At 71.4% G+C, this 15,865-nt stretch carries 14 protein-coding genes; 3 read left to right on the top strand and 11 right to left on the bottom strand.

Annotated features, from left to right (window positions below; genetic code table 11):
• Positions 1 to 80: 80 nt before the first annotated feature.
• Positions 81 to 410 carry a hypothetical protein gene (locus ABZY12_RS13270; RefSeq protein WP_356889501.1) on the top strand — a complete coding sequence of 110 codons (330 nt, stop codon included), beginning with the start codon at positions 81 to 83 and terminating at the stop codon, positions 408 to 410.
• An 85-nt stretch (positions 411 to 495) separates the two neighbouring features.
• Here the strand turns inward: ABZY12_RS13270 and ABZY12_RS13265 are convergent, their stop codons facing one another.
• The 9 genes from ABZY12_RS13265 to ABZY12_RS13225 form a co-directional block, all read right to left on the bottom strand.
• Positions 496 to 2,073, bottom strand: a complete 1,578-nt coding sequence (locus tag ABZY12_RS13265) for a pectate lyase (RefSeq protein ID WP_356889499.1) — start codon at positions 2,071 to 2,073, stop codon at positions 496 to 498.
• Between the two features lie 255 nt (positions 2,074 to 2,328).
• Positions 2,329 to 3,849 (bottom strand): NCS1 family nucleobase:cation symporter-1, encoded by a 1,521-nt coding sequence (locus ABZY12_RS13260; protein WP_356889497.1) that lies wholly within the window; start codon positions 3,847 to 3,849, stop codon positions 2,329 to 2,331.
• A gap of 24 nt (positions 3,850 to 3,873) precedes the next feature.
• Positions 3,874 to 4,875: a TIGR03842 family LLM class F420-dependent oxidoreductase gene (locus ABZY12_RS13255; protein WP_356889495.1), complete on the bottom strand. Its 1,002-nt coding sequence runs from the start codon at positions 4,873 to 4,875 to the stop codon at positions 3,874 to 3,876.
• Positions 4,876 to 4,886: 11 nt separating this feature from the next.
• Positions 4,887 to 6,290 carry a dihydropyrimidinase gene (hydA, locus tag ABZY12_RS13250; protein WP_356889493.1) on the bottom strand — a complete coding sequence of 468 codons (1,404 nt, stop codon included), beginning with the start codon at positions 6,288 to 6,290 and terminating at the stop codon, positions 4,887 to 4,889.
• Between the two features lie 40 nt (positions 6,291 to 6,330).
• Positions 6,331 to 7,611 (bottom strand): aspartate aminotransferase family protein, encoded by a 1,281-nt coding sequence (locus ABZY12_RS13245; RefSeq protein ID WP_356889491.1) that lies wholly within the window; start codon positions 7,609 to 7,611, stop codon positions 6,331 to 6,333.
• Complete coding sequence (locus ABZY12_RS13240) at positions 7,608 to 8,450, bottom strand: nitrilase-related carbon-nitrogen hydrolase (protein WP_356889489.1); 843 nt, start codon at positions 8,448 to 8,450, stop codon at positions 7,608 to 7,610. The genes ABZY12_RS13245 and ABZY12_RS13240 overlap by 4 nt, the downstream gene beginning before the upstream one ends.
• 255 nt (positions 8,451 to 8,705) lie before the next feature.
• Entirely contained in the window at positions 8,706 to 10,010 is a 1,305-nt protein-coding gene (locus ABZY12_RS13235; protein WP_356889487.1) for a UL36 very large tegument protein, read from the bottom strand.
• Between the two features lie 108 nt (positions 10,011 to 10,118).
• Positions 10,119 to 10,499: a PPOX class F420-dependent oxidoreductase gene (locus ABZY12_RS13230; protein ID WP_356889485.1), complete on the bottom strand. Its 381-nt coding sequence runs from the start codon at positions 10,497 to 10,499 to the stop codon at positions 10,119 to 10,121.
• A gap of 56 nt (positions 10,500 to 10,555) precedes the next feature.
• Entirely contained in the window at positions 10,556 to 10,807 is a 252-nt protein-coding gene (locus ABZY12_RS13225; RefSeq protein ID WP_356889483.1) for a helix-turn-helix transcriptional regulator, read from the bottom strand.
• A gap of 33 nt (positions 10,808 to 10,840) precedes the next feature.
• Between ABZY12_RS13225 and map the strand changes: the two genes are divergently transcribed.
• Positions 10,841 to 11,608, top strand: a complete 768-nt coding sequence (gene map, locus ABZY12_RS13220; protein ID WP_356889481.1) for a type I methionyl aminopeptidase — start codon at positions 10,841 to 10,843, stop codon at positions 11,606 to 11,608.
• 216 nt (positions 11,609 to 11,824) lie between these two features.
• Here map and ggt read toward each other — a convergent pair whose 3' ends face one another.
• Positions 11,825 to 13,654, bottom strand: a complete 1,830-nt coding sequence (ggt, locus tag ABZY12_RS13215) for a gamma-glutamyltransferase (RefSeq protein ID WP_356889479.1) — start codon at positions 13,652 to 13,654, stop codon at positions 11,825 to 11,827.
• Between the two features lie 104 nt (positions 13,655 to 13,758).
• Here ggt and ABZY12_RS13210 point away from each other — a divergent pair, with 104 nt between their 5' ends.
• The gene (locus ABZY12_RS13210; RefSeq protein ID WP_356889477.1) at positions 13,759 to 14,490 is read left to right on the top strand and encodes a hypothetical protein; all 732 of its coding nucleotides are present in this window, start codon (positions 13,759 to 13,761) and stop codon (positions 14,488 to 14,490) included.
• On the opposite strand, the gene ABZY12_RS13205 is transcribed toward ABZY12_RS13210, so the two are convergent.
• Positions 14,393 to 15,697: a cytochrome P450 gene (locus ABZY12_RS13205; RefSeq protein WP_356889475.1), complete on the bottom strand. Its 1,305-nt coding sequence runs from the start codon at positions 15,695 to 15,697 to the stop codon at positions 14,393 to 14,395. The two genes, ABZY12_RS13210 and ABZY12_RS13205, sit on opposite strands and share 98 nt — an antisense overlap.
• Positions 15,698 to 15,865: the final 168 nt, after the last annotated feature.

Here is a 15,865-nt window from a genome sequence, read left to right as displayed (position 1 = left end):
CGGCCCCCTCCCCGTACCTTTCCTCTTCCCACCCCTGGACTCCCGGGCTCTCCCGGACTTCCGGAAGCGAGGACGTCTCAGTGATCGTGTTCCAAGCCGCTTTCCTGCTGCTCCTGGCCACCCAGGCCGTGCTGGTCGTGCGTCACGGTCGCGGCTGGCGGCTGGAGTCGGCCGTCACCGCGGGATTCGCCCTGGCCTTCGTACTCCTGCCGCCCGACGACGGCTTGCACCTGATGGAGACGGCGCTCAGGGTGTACGTGGCGGTGGGGATCGCCCCGCTCGTCGAGAAGGCCCTCCGCAAGGCCGGCACCCCGCGCAAGGCCCTCGACGACACCCGCTCCCCCCGTTTCTGGGCGGCGGCCGCGGCCTGCGTCGTGCTGGCCGCCCTGGTCGCGCGCGTTCCGCTGTAACGGCGCCGGCCGCCAGGAAAGGTGAAGGGGCCGTTTCGGAGGAATCCGAAACGGCCCCTTGATCGTTCCCCGACGGGCGGCGACGCTACCCGGCGTAGGTCTCGTACTCGGCGACCTGCGGCGTGCCGGCCGAGCTGACGATCTCGAAGGTGATCTTGTTCAGCGAGGTCCGGGGGAAGGCGATGACGCCCGCCCCGCTGCCGGAGGTCAGCACGGCGCCGGTGTCGGCGTTGACGACCCTCCAGGACCCGATACGGCCCGTGGCGCCCGACGCCTCCCGGATGTTGATCGCGGAGACGGTGGTGACGGAGCCCCACTTGATCGAGATCGAACCGGTCGAGCCGGCCGGCGACCAGTAGGTGCTCATGTCACCGTCCCGGACGTTGCCGTAGCTCGTCCCGTCGGCCTTGCCGGAGCCGTCGGAGCCGGCCCCGATGCTGAGGTTGCTCCCACCGGGCTGGGACGGTCCCGGCGTGGGGGTGGTCGGCCCCGGCGTGGGGGTGGTCGGCCGGGGCGTCGGACTGGTCGGTGTCGGGCTGGTCGGCGTCGGTGTCTGCGGCGAGCAGCTGCCGTCCGACACCAGAAGACCCTTGCCGGCGCCCGCCGTCCGGCTCACGACGGCCGGCACGCAACCGGCCGCGTCGAGGCTGTAGGAGTAGGGGATGCCGACGGTGGTGTTCGACTGGGGGTCGGGCCCCGCCGGCTTGTTCTCGCTGCCGGGGCTCGACCAGGTCACGTTGTCGAAGATGTTGCCGCTGACCTGCCAGAAGCCGGCCGCGTCGGTGTAGAAGGTGCCCAGGACGTCCTTGGAATCCTTGAAGTAGTTGCTGTCCACCTTGGCCCGAGCTCCGGCCCGGGAGTTGATGCCGGACTCGTTGAGGCGCAGGTAGTAGTTGTTGTACATGTGGGCCGTGCCGCCGCGCAGCAGGGGCGCCCGGGAGTCGATGTTCTCGTACAGGTTGTGGTGGTACGTGATGAAGCTGTTCGAGAGGTCGCTCTCGCTGGACCCGACGAGGCCACCGCGGCCGGAGTTGCGCAGGATGCTGTAGGACAGGGTCACGTACTGGGTGTTGTCCTTCATGTCGAAGAGGCCGTCGAACCCCTCCGACTCCCCGCCCGAGGCCTCCAGGGTGACGTGATCGGCCCAGACGTTGCGGACGTTGCTCTCCATGCCGATGGCGTCGCCGCCGTTGGACGTGGGCGAGCCCGACTTCTTGACGTTCCGGACCGTCACGTTCTGGATGATGATGTTGCTGGCCTCGCGGATATGGATGCCCACCTGGTCGAAGACGGCTCCGCCGCCGACCCCGACGATCGTGACGTTGCTGATCTGCTTGAGCTCGATCACGCCGTCGGCGGTGTTACAGCCGGCGCCCGAGACCTTGCTGGTGTTGCCGTGATTGATGGTGCCCTCGACCTCGATGGTGATCGGGGTGCTGCTGCTGGCCCGGCCGCAGAGGGCCGCGTGGATCGCGGTGCCCGTGGTGGCCCGCACCGTCCGCCCGCCGGCACCGCCGGTGGTCCCGCCGTTCTGGGTCGCGTAGCCGGTGGCGCTACCGGTCGCCGCGGACGCCTCGGGTACCGACAGAACCGCACCGGTGGCGGCCGCAAAGGCCATGGTGGCCAGTGCCGCGCAGAGTCGCAGTGCGACTGGTCGTCTCATCCTCGCCTCCCTTTCGTCTTCGCACGCTGGGTGGTGTCGCTGCTCGACCAGTCACCGGGCAGAGCAGAGAAAGCGCTTTCTGTCCGCGACGATAGGGCGCCCCTGGGAGGCTGGCAAGGTTTCTGTCCGGGTCCCGAAAAATGCGCTCCGCCGTCTCACGCGTCCCTCAACATCCTTATCGGCGGCTGAAGTTGGCGGGCGAGGCTTCGTGTAGGCAGCCCGGTGTCAGCCTCCGCCCCACGTGACCTGGTCGGCTCAGGTTCGTACCTGGCGCCCCATCAGCACCACGTACACGACGAGCGATGCTCCGAGGCCGACGGCCCAGCCGTAGTCGGCCAGCGGTTCGAGGAAGGGGATCAGTCCGTCCTCGGGGAACGGTCCCTTGCCCGGCGCCGAGTGCGAGCCGCCGATCGCGAGGACGCCGCCGATCGCGAACGCGACGACGGCGCGCAGGTTCCATCCCGCCGTGTACCAGTAGCGTCCACCGGGCGTGTAGAGGCCGGGCAGGTCCAGGACCGTGCGGCGGACCAGCCAGTAGTCGGCGATGAGGATGCCGGCGACCGTGCCGAGGAGTCCGCCGACGAGGCCGAGCCAGGTGAAGATGTACAACTCTGGGGTCTCCGTGAGCTTCCACGGCATGATCAGCACCCCGAGGACACCCGTGATCAGCGCGCCCGTACGGAAGTCGATCAGTCGCGGCGCGAGGTTGGCGAGGTCGTACGCGGGCGAGACGACGTTCGCCGCGATGTTCACCGAGATCGTGGCGACGAGCACGGTCACCAGCGCGAAGAGCAGCCCGAAGACGTTGTCGGTCCTGGCGGCCAGCGCGACCGGGTCCCAGACTGGAGCTCCGTACACCGCCTGCGAACCGGAGGTGACGAACACCGAGAGCAGCGCGAACAACGTCATGGTCGTGGGCAACCCGAGCGTCTGCCCCCATATCTGGGCACGCTGCCCGGCGCCGAAGCGGGTGAAGTCCGGGATGTTCAGGGACAGGGTCGACCAGAAGGCGATCATGCCCATGAGCGAGGGGAAGAAGACCGGCCAGAAGTCCGCGCCCCAGCCGAGCCGCGACGGCTGGTCGAGCAGCGGTCCGAAACCGCCGGCCTTCACCGCGATCCAGGCGAGAAGCACCAGCGCGCCGACGATGACGAAGGGGGCCGCCCAGTTCTCGAAGCGGCGCAGTGCCTCCATCCCCCGGTAGATGATGGCGAGTTCGAGGATCCAGAAGAGGACGAAACAGAACCAGAGCGTCCAGGGCTGCCCGCCGATCCGGGCGGCCTCCGTCCAGCCGCCGAACAGCTTGCCCAGCAGGACGAAGATGCCCTGGCCGCCGATCCAGGTCTGGATGCCGAACCAGGCGCACGCGACGGCGGCCCGGATCATCGCGGGCAGGTTCGCGCCGCGCAGCCCGAAGGAGGCGCGGGCGAGCACCGGGAACGGGATGCCGTACTTGGGTCCGGCGTGACCGGTGAGCAGCATGGGCGCCAGCACGATGACGTTGGCGAGCGCGATGGTGAGGACGGCCTGCTTCCAGTCCATGCCGAGCGCGACGAGGCCGGAGGCGAGCAGCCAGGAGGGGATGCTGTGGGCCATGCCGACCCAGAGGGCGGCGAAGTTGTACGTGGTCCAGCGCCGGCGTTCGACCGGTACGGGCAGCAGGTCGTCGTTGACGAAGCGGTTGTCCGGAAGGTGTGTGCCCGGCGGGAGTTCGACGCGTCCCGCCGGGTCGGCTATGGGTCCTTCGGACGGCGCGGGCGGGACGGTCGAGGTCATGCTGTGTGCCCTTTCAGCAGACGGTCATCTGGTGAGTGCCGGGATGATCTGCGCGCCGTAGGCGTCGATCGTCGCTTCCTTGGCGTCGTGCATGGCGTAGACGGCGAACTGGTCCACGCCCAGGTCGCGCAGGGCCCTGAGCTTCTCGATGTGCGCCTCGGCCGGGCCGAGGAGGCAGAACCGGTCGACGATCTCGTCCGGGACGAAGTCCGTGGACGGGTTCCCCGCACGGCCGTGGTGGCTGTAGTCGTAGCCGTGGCGTTCCTTGATGTACGCGGTCAGGGCCTCCGGGACCATCCCGGAGTGTTCGCCGTAGCGGGCGACGAGATCGGCGACGTGGTTGCCGACCATGCCGCCGAACCAGCGGCACTGGTCGCGGGCGTGGTCGAGGTCGTCGCCGACGTAGGCGGGCGCGGCGACACAGATCGTGATCGCGGCGGGGTCGCGGCCCGCCGCCGCCGCCGCGTCCCGTACGGCCTTGACCATCCACTCGGTCAGATAGGGGTCGGCGAGCTGGAGGATGAACCCGTCGGCCTTCTGGCCGGCGAGCGCCAGCGCCTTCGGGCCGTATGCCGCCATCCAGACCGGCAGCCGGCCTTCCTTCACCCAGGGGATGCGGATCGGGTTCCCGTCGACGACGGCCTCCCGCCCCTCGGCGAGGTCGCGGATGACGTCGATGGCATCGCCGAGCCGGGCCAGGGTGTTGGGCCTGCGGCCCGCGACGCGCATCGCGGAGTCGCCGCGGCCGATGCCGCAGACGGTCCGGTTGCCGTACATGTCGTTGAGGGTGGCGAAGGTGGAGGCGGTGACCTCCCAGGTGCGGGTGCCCGGGTTGGTGACCATGGGGCCCACGGTCAGCTTCCGCGTGTGCTCGAGAATGCGGCTGTAGATGACGAAGGGCTCCTGCCAGAGCACGGCGGAGTCGAAGGTCCAGCCGTAGCGGAAGCCGTTGCGTTCCGCCCGGCGCATCAGGCCGACGACCGCCGAGGCGGGCGGGTCGGTCTGCAGGACGAGTCCGAAGTCCACGTCGGCGCCTCCTAGTTCAGGTACTGACAGGTGGAGCGGGGGATGAAGCAGCCGTGCCCGGCACGTCCGGTGTACTCCCGCTTGTCGATGACGATCTCGCCGCGAGAGAGGACGGTCTCCACCTGGCCGGTGACGGTCTTCCCCTCGTACGCGGAGTAGTCGACGTTCATGTGGTGGGTGTCCGCGGAGAGCGTCTGGCGGACGTGCGGGTCGTAGATGACGACGTCGGCGTCGGCGCCGGGGGCGATCGTGCCCTTCTGCGGATAGAGGCCGAACATGCGGGCGGGGGTGGCGCAGGCGATCTCGATCCAGCGGCGGCGGCTGATGTGCCCGTCGACGACGGCCTGGTGGAGCAGGTCCATGCGGTTCTCGACGCCCGGGAGGCCGTTGGGGATCTTGGAGAAGTCGCCGCGGCCGAGCTCCTTCTGGCCCTTGAAGCAGAAGGGGCAGTGGTCGGTGGAGACGACCTGGAGGTCGTTGGTCCGCAGGCCCCGCCAGAGCGCCTCCTGGTGTTCCCGGGGCCTCAGCGGCGTCGAGCAGACGTACTTGGCGCCCTCGAAGCCGGGCTCGGCGAGGTTGTCGGTGGAGAGGAAGAGGTACTGCGGACAGGTCTCGCCGAAGACGTCGAGCCCCTTGTCCCGGGCGGCCGCCAGCTCCCGCACCGCCTCGTCGGCGGAGACGTGGACGACGTACAGGGGCGCCCCGGCCACCCGGGCGAGCTGGATGGCCCGGTGGGTGGCCTCGGCCTCCAGGAGCACCCGGCGGACCTCGCCGTGGTAGCGGGGATCGGTCTCGCCCCGGGCGAGGGCCTGCTCGACGAGCACGTCGATCGCGATGCCGTTCTCGGCGTGCATCATGATCAGCCCGCCGTTGCCCGCGGAGCGCTGCATGGCACGCAGGATCTGGCCGTCGTCGCTGTAGAAGACGCCGGGGTACGCCATGAAGAGCTTGAAGGAGGTGACGCCCTCCTCCACCAGCTTGTCCATCTCCTTGAGCGTGTGCTCGTTGACGTCGGAGAGGATCATGTGGAACGCGTAGTCGACGGCGCACCGTCCGTCGGCCTTGGCGTACCAGGTGTCGAGACCTTCGCGCAGGGTGTGGCCGACGCTCTGCACGGCGAAGTCGATGATGGTGGTGGTGCCGCCCCAGGCGGCGGCCCGGGTGCCGGTCTCGAAGGTGTCGGAGGCGGAGGTGCCGCCGAACGGCAGCTCCATGTGGGTGTGCGCGTCGACGCCGCCGGGGAGGACGTACCGGTCGGTGGCGTCGAGGGTCCGCTCGGCGGTCCAGCCGGCGGCGGCGTCGGAGCCGTGCGTGGCGAGGGCGGCGATCCGGCCGTCCTCGATCAGGACGTCGGCGTGCAGTTCGTCGGAGGCGGTGACGACCAGACCGCCGCGGATGAGGGTACGGGTACTCACGGGTCTCCCCCTGGCATGAGCCTGTCTGGGTGCGGATGGACTACAGGGCCAGGAGCGCCTGTTCGAGGATCGCGGCACCCTCTTCGGCCTCGCCGACGGTGAGCGAGAGCGGTGGGGCGATCCGCAGGGTGCTGGTGTTGTGCCCGCCTCCCTTGCCGATGAGCAGTCCGTTCTCGCGGGCGGTCTCCAGGACCGCGGCGGCCGCTGCCGGGTCGGCCTCGTCCGTGCCCGGTACGGTCAGTTCGATGCCGATCATCAGACCTCGGCCGCGGACCTCGCGTACCGCCTCCACTCCGGCGCCGACGGCCCGCAGCCGTTCGAGGAGCAGTCCGCCCACGCGGCGGGCGTTGCCCTGGAGGTCGTGCTCCAGGAGGTGGCCGAGGTTGGCGAGGCCGGCGGCCATGGTGACGGGTGAACCGCCGAAGGTGGAGATGGAGTTGGCGTCCAGGCAGTTCATGACCTCGGCGCGGGCGACGACTCCGCCGATGGACATGCCGTTGCCGATGCCCTTGGCGAAGGTGAGGATGTCGGGCGGGCCGGCCTGGTCGTGGGCCTGCCAGCCCCAGAAGTGGTCGCCGGTACGGCCCCAGCCGGTCTGCACCTCGTCGGCGATCCAGAGGATGCCGTGCCGGTCGAGGACCCGGCGGAAGGCGGCGTACAACCCGTCGGGCGGGGAGGTGAAGCCCCCGACGCCCTGGATGGGTTCGGCGATCAGCGCGGCGACGTCCCGGGTGTGGCCGAGGAGGTCTTCGAGGTCGGCGACGCAGGCGTCGATGAAGCGCTCGTCCGTGTACTGGGCGTAGGGGCCCCGGGTGCGGACGCCGCCGTGGACGTAGAGGGTCTGCAGCGGGGAGAGGCCGGTGGGTGACCAGGCGCGGTTGCCGGTGATGCCGACGGTGGAGAAGGAGCGGCCGTGGTAGCTGTTGCGCATCGCCAGGATCTGATTCGAGCGGCGGTACGCGGTGGCGAGGAGCAGCGCCGTGTCGTTGGCCTCGGTGCCGGAGGTGGTGAAGAAGACACGGGCGTCGGGGATGCCGGAGAGGGCGGCGATACGTTCGGCGAGCTCGACCATCGGGCGGTTGAGGTAGAGCGTGGAGGAGTGGACGATCCGGCCGGCCTGCTCGGCGATGGCCTTGGTGACCTCGGGCAGGGCGTGGGCGGTCATGGTGGTGAGGATGCCGCCGAAGAAGTCGAGGTACCTGCGGCCCTCGGCGTCCCACACGTGGCGGCCCTCGCCGTGGGTGATCTCGATCGGGTCCTGGTAGTAGAGGGCGACCCAGTCGGGGATGACGGCGCGGTGGCGGTCGTGGAGGCTGCTCACGGCCGTACCAGCCCGTCGTAGGCGTCGGGGCGTCGGTCGCGGTAGAAGGCCCAGGTCTTACGGACCTCCTCGATCAGGCCGAAGTCCAGGTCGCGTACGACGAGTTCCTCGGTCTTGTCGGAGGCGACGTCGCCGACGAACTGGCCGCGCGGGTCGACGAAGTAGCTGGTGCCGTAGAAGTCGTTGTCACCGTACTCCTCCTGGCCGACGCGGTTGATGGCGGCGATGAAGTACTCGTTGGCGACGGCGGCGGCCGGCTGTTCCAGCTGCCAGAGGTGAGAGGAGAGTCCGCGGTGGGTGGCGGAGGGGTTGTAGACCAGCTGCGCGCCGTTGAGGCCGAGTTGGCGCCAGCCCTCGGGGAAGTGGCGGTCGTAGCAGATGTAGACGCCGACCTTGCCGACGGCGGTGTCGAAGACCGGCCAGCCGATGTTGCCGGGGCGGAAGTAGTACTTCTCCCAGAATCCCTCGACCTGGGGGATGTGGTGCTTGCGGTACTTGCCGAGGTAGGAGCCGTCGGAGTCGATCACGGCGGCGGTGTTGTAGTAGAAGCCTGAACCCTCGATCTCGAAGACCGGGACGACGATCACCATGCCGGTCTCGCGGGCGAGGTCCCGCATCCTGCGGACGGTGGGACCGTCCGGCACGGGCTCGGCCCAGCGGTAGTGCTCCGGGTCCTGCACCTGGCAGAAGTAGGGGGCGTTGAAGACCTCCTGGAACCCGATGATCCGAGCGCCCTGCCGGGCCGCCTCGCGGGCGTGCTCCTCATGCTTGGCGATCATGGATTCGGTGTCGCCGGTCCAGGTCGCCTGGACGAGTGCGGCGCGTACGACAGCGGTCATGAGCTGCTCCTTCGGCACGGCGTCAGAGAGCCTCTACGCACGTAGACGCGGTACGTAGGAGGAGAACGTAAGCCCCGTCACACCCCGGAGCAAGACCACCGCCGTGAACCGCCGGAGTCGATCATGTTTCATACCCGAGTGGTCCACGTCGGACACGCACCGACACGTCCAGGTCTGTTCCGATGTGACATACGACGTGACATGCGGCGGTCCGCACGACGTGACGCGCCGGCGTGACGGACGGGGGCGGTGCGGTCAGGCTCCGCCCAGGCCGGCGACCCGCAGGGCGTGCGCCAGGTCGCGTGCCCGCTCGGGAGACACGGCGTGTGCGGCGTCGAGGAGTTGGGGCACCAGAGCGTGCGGGTCCATGGCGGCGAGCCGGGCGGCGTCCTCCGGCGTACGAGCCCGGACGAAGGCCGCGAGGAGGGCATGGGCCTCACGGTGGTGGCCCTCGGCGCGCAGGGCGGTGCAGGCGTCGGCGAGCTCCTCGACCGGCCGGGCGACGCCCTGGCGGAGCAGTTGGTCGCAGTCATGGTCCCGGCCCGCGTCCGCGAGCGCCCCGGCGACGGCGGCGAGCCGGCCGGGGGGCAGGGTGGCCGCCTCCCAGAGCAGGGTGGCCCAGTCGGCGCCGAGCCCGACCCGGTGGAGTTCCGCGGCGAGGGCGGGGAGCCAGGCGGGCGGACCCGCGACGGCCTCGCAGAGCAGGGCGTGCGCCTCGCCGCTGCGGCCCTGGGCGCGCAGCCGCCGCAGCGCGTAGACCGCGTTCGCTGCGGCGCGGGCCGCCTCGGCGGCGTCATCGGCGGTGGCGGTGAGGGGCGGGGCTGGGGTACGGGGCGGGGCGGCGGCGGTCGTCTCGGCTCCGCCGAACCGCGCACCGCGCGGACGGGCGTCGCCCACCGGCAACTGCGGCACCCCCACCGCCTCCGGCGCGTCCTCGACCTCCTCCATCCATGCGTAACGGGCGCCCCTGGGGCGCCGCTTGACGGCCGGGGCGGAGGCGGGAGCCGGAGCAGGGGCGGGTGCGGGAGCAGGGGCGGGTGCGGGAGCCTGGGCAGGGGCGGGGGCCGGACGGGTCAGGACGGTCAGGCGCGCCGTCAGTTCCGCCATCCGGGCCGTCGCACGGCTGCGGTCGTCCCGGACCCAGGCCAGTTCGTGCTGGAGCCGGGGCGCGTCCGGGAAGCCCTGGGCCGCGCTCAGGAGGGCCTCGAGTTCACGCGAGCGGTTCTCGGCGCGGCGCCGCTCCCGCTCCATCAGCGCCAGGCGCTCGCGCAGCGCCTCCGCTCCGCCCGGCCTCCGGTCGTGGGCGGCGGCGGCCGCGGTGTGCAGCGCCCTGCCCCGTACGGCCCGGGGCCCCGTCGGCGCTTCGCCGAGGTCCTGGAGCAGGGACTCGACCACGTCCCAGGGCAGGATCTCCGTACCGTCGAGGCAGGCCCGCATCCCGTCCGGGTCCCGGCTCGTGAAGACGCCGTACCAGCCCTCACCCGGCTCCAGGCGGGCCACCAGGTCTCTCAGGAAGCGCGCGAACGCTCCCGCTTCCGCCGGAAGTTGATCGGTCGTCATACCGCCGCACCACCCGCACACTCGACTGGAACCTTCCGGTCCGCACGCATTGGACCTCAGTCGTGTTACGTGACGGCTACAGACGGTTTTCGTGTCGCGGACCGTCTCTCAGAATGTCACCGCGATGCCGGTGTGAGGCCGCTTCCCGAGGCGGGCGACCGTGGCCGGCCAGTCCACCATCCAGAACTGCCAGGTGTACTTCCGCGCGAGCAGCCGGCGCACATGGCGCAGCTCCTCCCCCTCCAGGAGCCTGGCGGTGCCCTCCACGCCGACCGCGTCCGGCGCGGTGTTCCCGCGCACGTCGCAGAGGGCGACGACGGCCCGCGGGTCGTCGCGCAGTCGCCTGACCTTCCAGGAGTCGGTGCGGGTCCACGCGTACAGCTGGTCGCCCTCCACCGCGTACCAGACGGGCGTCGCCACGCCGGTCCCGTTCCTGCGGAAGGTGGTCAGGCTGACGTAGCGGCCGTGTCGCAACTCCTCGGGCATCATGCGGCCGAGGCTATGCCACCGGGCGCGCGCCCCCGCGGTTCGGGTCCGAGCCGGAATCAGACCGGTACGAGCGCGCAGCGCGCGACGACCTCGTCCAGGGAGAGACCGAGGACCCCGGCCAGCGCGGCGACGGTGAAGAAGGCGGGGGTCGGGGCCCGTCCGGTCTCGATCTTGCGGAGCGTTTCCGCGGAGAGCCCGGCGGCGGCGGCGATCTCCGCCATGGAGCGGCCGCCGCGGGCCTCGCGCAGCAGCAGGCCGAGTCGTTCGCCGCGCTCGCGCTCTTCGGGGGTCAGGGGTGTGCGCACCATGAAGCCCATTCTAATACCGGTATAGTAATTGGCATGGTGGAGATCAAGACGAACGAATCACTGCGGGCGATGCGAGAGGCCGGCCGGGTCGTCGCCCGGGCGCTGGCGGCGGTGCGGGAGAAGGCGGCGCCGGGCGTCACCCTCGGCGAACTGGACCGGGCGGCGCGAGAGGTGCTCGACGAGGCCGGCGCGGGATCGCCTTTCCTGCACTACCACCCCGACTGGGCTCCCGTGCCGTTCCCGGCCGTCGTGTGCGCGTCGGTGAACGACGCGATCGTGCACGGCATCCCGGACGGCCGCCGGCTCGCCGACGGGGACCTCGTCTCCATCGACTGCGGGGCGTCCCTCGGCGGCTGGGTCGGCGACGCGGCCGTCAGCTTCACGGTCGGCCGGGCCCGCCCGGAGGACACCCGCCTGATCGACACGGCGTACGCGGCGCTGGAGGCCGGGATCGGCGCGGCCGTCGTGGGCAACCGCATCGGCGACATCGCCCACGCCGTCAGCCGCGTGTGCCGCGGCGCGGGATACGGCATCCCGGACGGCATGGGCGGCCACGGCGTCGGCCGCACCATGCACGAGGACCCGGGCGTCCCCAACGAGGGACGCCCTGGCCGGGGCATGCCGCTGCGCCACGGAATGGTGATCGCGATCGAGCCGATGCTGATCGGCGGCGGCCGTGACGACCACTACACCGACGGGGACGGCTGGACGATCCGCACCCTCGACCGCTCCCGCGCGGCCCACACGGAACACACGATCGCGATCACCGACGACGGCCCCCGCATCCTGACGGCCCTGTAGCCGCAGGAGCCGACCGGACGGCCCGGGACCGTACGACCACGACCGTCCCCGCGTCCTGACCACCCTTCAGGCGCGGGCCGCGACGCGCGGAGGCCTGGCCGGTCAGCCCCGGGGACTGGGCGCCTGGTAGCCCGCGCGGCCCGGGGTCCCGGACGTCACCCCGGGGCCTCGCCGCCCTGCGGCCGCCGGAGCCGCGCGCCGTGCGGGCCCCGGCAGTCAGCGCCGGGGCCGTACGACCATCGCCGAGCCTCCGCCCCTGCGGACCGTCTCCGCCGCCGCGACCCAGCTGCCGTCCGGCTGCCGCTGGACGCCCGTCGCCGCGCCGATCTCCGGGTTCTGCCGGAAGCCGTGGCCGATCGCCTCCAGCTCGCCCCTCAGCGGGCTGTTCCAGAGCCCCGGCTCCAGTTCCGTCGTCGTCTGGTTGCGCTGGCTCGCCCGGGGCGCCGCGATCGCGTCGACCAGGGGCAGCCCCCGGTCCACGACGCCGGTCAGCGTCTGCAGCACGGTGGTGATGATGGTCGCCCCGCCCGGGGAGCCCAGGGCGAGGAGCGGACGCCCGTGCTTGTCGAGCACGATGGTCGGGGACATCGACGAGCGGGGCCGCTTCCCGGGACCGGGCAGGTTCGGGTCGTGGACCGCCGGGTTCGCCGGGGCGAAGGAGAAGTCGGTCAGCTCGTTGTTGAGCAGGAAGCCGCGCCCCGGCACGGTGATCCCGCTGCCGCCCGTCGACTCGATGGTCAGCGTGTAGGCGACGACGTTCCCCCACTTGTCGGCCACCGTCAGGTGCGTGGTGTTCTCGCCCTCGTACGTGGTCGGCGCCGCCGTCCCGCCGCTCGCGCAGTCGGCCGGGTCGCGCGGGTCGCCCGGCGCGAGCGGACTGGTCAGGACCGCGTCGTCGCGGATCAGGCACTCCCGGGAGTCCGCGTACCGCTGCGAGAGCAGCTCCCGCACGGGGACGTCCTCGAACGCCGGGTCGCCGACCCAGCGGCCCCGGTCCGCGAACGCGATCCGGCTCGCCTCGATGAAACGATGCAGGTACCGGGCCTGGGTGGCCGCGGAGAGATCGGTGCGCTCCAGGATGTTGAGCGCCTCGCCGACGCTCGTGCCGCCGGAGGACGAGGGCGCCATGCCGTAGACGTCGAGACCGCGGTACGACATCTTCGTGGGCCGCCGCCGTTCGGTCTCGTACGCGGCCAGGTCACGCTCGGTCAGGTCGCCGGAGCGGACGACCCGCGTGGCCCCCTCCCGCACCGGGGGCTTGCGTACGGTGTTCACGATGTCCCGGGCCAGCGGCCCCCGGTAGAGGGCGCCGACGCCCTCCCGGCCCAGCTTCTCGTACGTACGGGCCAGGTCCGGGTTCTTGAACGTCGAGCCGACGACGGGCAGTTCCCCTCCCGGCAGGAAGAGCTCCGAGGAGGCCGGGAAGTCGCGGAAACGGGCCTCGTTGGCGGCCGTCTGGGCGCGGAAGGTCGGGTCGACGGTGAAGCCCTCGCGGGCCAGCCGCGTGGCCGGCGCGAGGAGGGTGCGCAGCGGCTTGCTGCCCCATGTGTCGAGCGCCGTCTTCCAGGTGGCCGGGGTGCCGGGGGTGCCGACGCCGCGGCCGCTGGTCATCCCCTCGTCGAAGGGGATGGGCTTGCCGTTCTCGACGAAGAGGTTCGCGTCCGCCGACCGCGGCGCGGTCTCGCGCCCGTCGATGGTGCGCACCGTACGGGTCCTGGCGTCGTAGTGGACGAAGTAGCCACCCCCACCGATACCGGCCGAGTACGGCTCGGTGACGCCGAGGGCCGCGGCCACCGCGACGGCCGCGTCGACCGCGTTGCCGCCCTCGCGGAGCACCTCGATGCCGGCGGCGGAGGCGTCCGCGTCGACGCTGGCCACGGCACCGCCCCAGCCGACGGCCACGGGCTCCTTGACCGCCGGCTTCGCCTCGGTCGCCCTGGATGCGGAGGGCGGTGCGGCGGACGGCGGTGCGGCGGCGCCCACCGAGAGCAGCACCGTCGCGGCGACGGCGAGAACCGACCCATTCCGTGCGGCGGAACGACGCATTCCTACCTCCAGTCAACAGCCGTCCCGGCAGCCTAACTTCCTCCCGCCCTCCTCGTCAGGACCGCCTCGAACGGAGTGGCGCCGCCCCGCTAGCATGCGCGCCCATGAATGAAGACCTGCGCAATGTCGTCCTCGGCGTGCTCGCGACCGGCGTCAGCGCATCGCTGGGCTGGCTGACCCGCACGTATCTGTGGCGCCGCGGGCTCCGCCGCAAGCAGGCGTTCTTCGGTCTCGCCGGCGGTTCCGAGTGCCTGCTGGTGGTGAACCGCAAGGCGGGCAGCGAGGGCTCGGTGCACCGTACCGACGTCTCCGCGCTGCTCGAACTGTCCGCCCTGATCAAGGACTGCGGGGCGCAGCCCCGGATAGTCCAGCACGACTCGGCGCGGCAGGGCATCGGTGACCTGGCGGAGTTCTGCGTCGGCGGACCGTACTCCAATCGCCGGATGGCCGCGCATCTCTCCTCCCTGCTGCCGGGTCTGCGCATGAACGTGGAGTCGGACCCGGTCGAGGACCGGGGCATGTTCACGATCGGGGGCGAGGTGTACCGGGGGGTAAACGGCGTGACGGAGTACGTCGTCCTCGCCCGGCTCACGGCGGGCGACGGCGGGCGGCCGGTGTTCCTCTTCTGCGGGCAGTTCGCGGTCACCAACCAGGCCGCGACCCGCTATCTGGCCAAGCACCACGAGAAACTGGCGCGCACGTACGGCTCCGGCCCGTTCGTCCTCCTCCTCAAGGTGGTCAACTCGCAGGCGTACGGCCCGGACGTGGTGGAGCTGGTCGCCGATGTGACGCGGCAGGCGATGACGGCCGTCGCGGCCGAACCGGCAGCGACTTGACGCCGTTGATGAAGTTCGAGACGAGCCGGCGGGGCGGCGCGACCAGGGTGAGGTCGGTGAAGGCGTCCCGCACCTCCTCGTGCAGGATGCGCAGCTGCATGCGGGCGAAGTGGGCGCCGAGGCAGACGTGCGGTCCGTCTCCGAACGAGACGTGCGGATTGGGGCTCCGGCCGAGGTCGAGCCGGTGGGGGTCGGTGAAGACCCGTTCGTCGTGGTTGGCGGAGGCGTGGAAGACGACGACCTTGTCGCCCGCGGCGATGCCCTGGCCGGCCAGCTCGGTGTCGCGGAGCGCGGTGCGCCGGAAGGAGAGCACGGGCGGGTGGACCCGCAGGAGTTCGTCGACGGCGCTGTCCGTCGCGACCTCGCCGCGCCACAACCGCTCGCGCTCGGCGGGGTGTTCGGCGAGGGCGAGCAGTCCGCCGGGGGCGGCGGAGCGCACGGTGTCGTTGCCGGCGACGGTGAGCAGGAAGAAGAACATCTCCAGCTCGGCGTCCTGGAGTTCGGTCGTGGCGAGCGAGGTCATGATGTCGTCCGCTGGGTGCTTCCGTTTGTACGCGGCGAGTTCCTGGGCGTAGCCGAACATCTCGGCGAGCATGGCGGGTGAGCGCGGATCGACCGGCCGGCCGTCGGGGCCGAGGACGGCCGGTTCGTCGGGGTCCTGGTAGGCGATGACCCGCTCGGTCCAGGCGAGCAGTAGTCCTCGGTCGGTGGCGGGCACCCCGAGGAGGTCGGTCAGGTTGAGCAGGGCGTAGTCGTCGGTGACAGCGCTCACGAGATCCACCTCCGGCCCGGCCTCCAGGGCCGCGCCGAGCAGCTCGCGGGCCCGTGACCGCGCGTTCACGGCGAACCGTTCGATCCGGCCGGGCGTGAACGCGCGGCTGACGAGCCGACGCAGCCGCCCGTGCCCGGGCGGGTCCTGATTGAGCATCATGCGGCGGATGAACGGCAGGTCGGCGGGGTCGGGATCGCGGATCTGGGTGGCGCCGAGCCACGACGAGTAGGTCGTGCCGTCCTTGAGCACCCGCACGACGTCGGCATGGCGGGTGACGGCCCAGAAACCTGTGCCGGGGGGCCAGCCGAGGACTTCGTACTCCTCCTGCCGGGCGACCGGCCACCGGTCGCGCAGGGTGCGGAACGCCTCGTGCGGCAATCCGTGGGCGTAGACACGGGGATCGAAGACGTCGGGTACGTCGCTGGTGTTCTCCACGGGCCTCAGCTTGGAGCGCCCGCCTCCGGGAATCCAGGTCCGCGGAGCATCGGGCAGCCGCGCGGGACGAGATCGGCCGGACCGGCTCCAGAGGTGATGACGTATCCATCATGACAGGTCAGAGGCGGTTTTCGTAGGACCGATGACACGGTCGGGAAACCTTGTTCG

Origin of the sequence: Streptomyces sp. NPDC006551 (assembly GCF_040611675.1) — a bacterium.
Taxonomy (GTDB): Bacteria; Actinomycetota; Actinomycetes; order Streptomycetales; family Streptomycetaceae; genus Streptomyces.
This window is presented reverse-complemented; position numbering and strand designations above follow the sequence as displayed.

Excerpts from the sequence above, each read along its gene's own strand:
- ABZY12_RS13210 (WP_356889477.1), top strand. The coding sequence starts at position 13,759 with ATGAATGAAGACCTGCGCAATGTCGTCCTCGGCGTGCTCGCGACCGGC.
- ABZY12_RS13225 (WP_356889483.1), bottom strand. The coding sequence starts at position 10,807 with ATGGTGCGCACACCCCTGACCCCCGAAGAGCGCGAGCGCGGCGAACGA.
- ABZY12_RS13260 (WP_356889497.1), bottom strand. The coding sequence starts at position 3,849 with ATGACCTCGACCGTCCCGCCCGCGCCGTCCGAAGGACCCATAGCCGAC.
- ABZY12_RS13240 (WP_356889489.1), bottom strand. The coding sequence starts at position 8,450 with ATGACCGCTGTCGTACGCGCCGCACTCGTCCAGGCGACCTGGACCGGC.
- ABZY12_RS13235 (WP_356889487.1), bottom strand. The coding sequence starts at position 10,010 with ATGACGACCGATCAACTTCCGGCGGAAGCGGGAGCGTTCGCGCGCTTC.
- ABZY12_RS13230 (WP_356889485.1), bottom strand. The coding sequence starts at position 10,499 with ATGATGCCCGAGGAGTTGCGACACGGCCGCTACGTCAGCCTGACCACC.
- map (WP_356889481.1), top strand. The coding sequence starts at position 10,841 with ATGGTGGAGATCAAGACGAACGAATCACTGCGGGCGATGCGAGAGGCC.
- ggt (WP_356889479.1), bottom strand. The coding sequence starts at position 13,654 with ATGCGTCGTTCCGCCGCACGGAATGGGTCGGTTCTCGCCGTCGCCGCG.
- ABZY12_RS13265 (WP_356889499.1), bottom strand. The coding sequence starts at position 2,073 with ATGAGACGACCAGTCGCACTGCGACTCTGCGCGGCACTGGCCACCATG.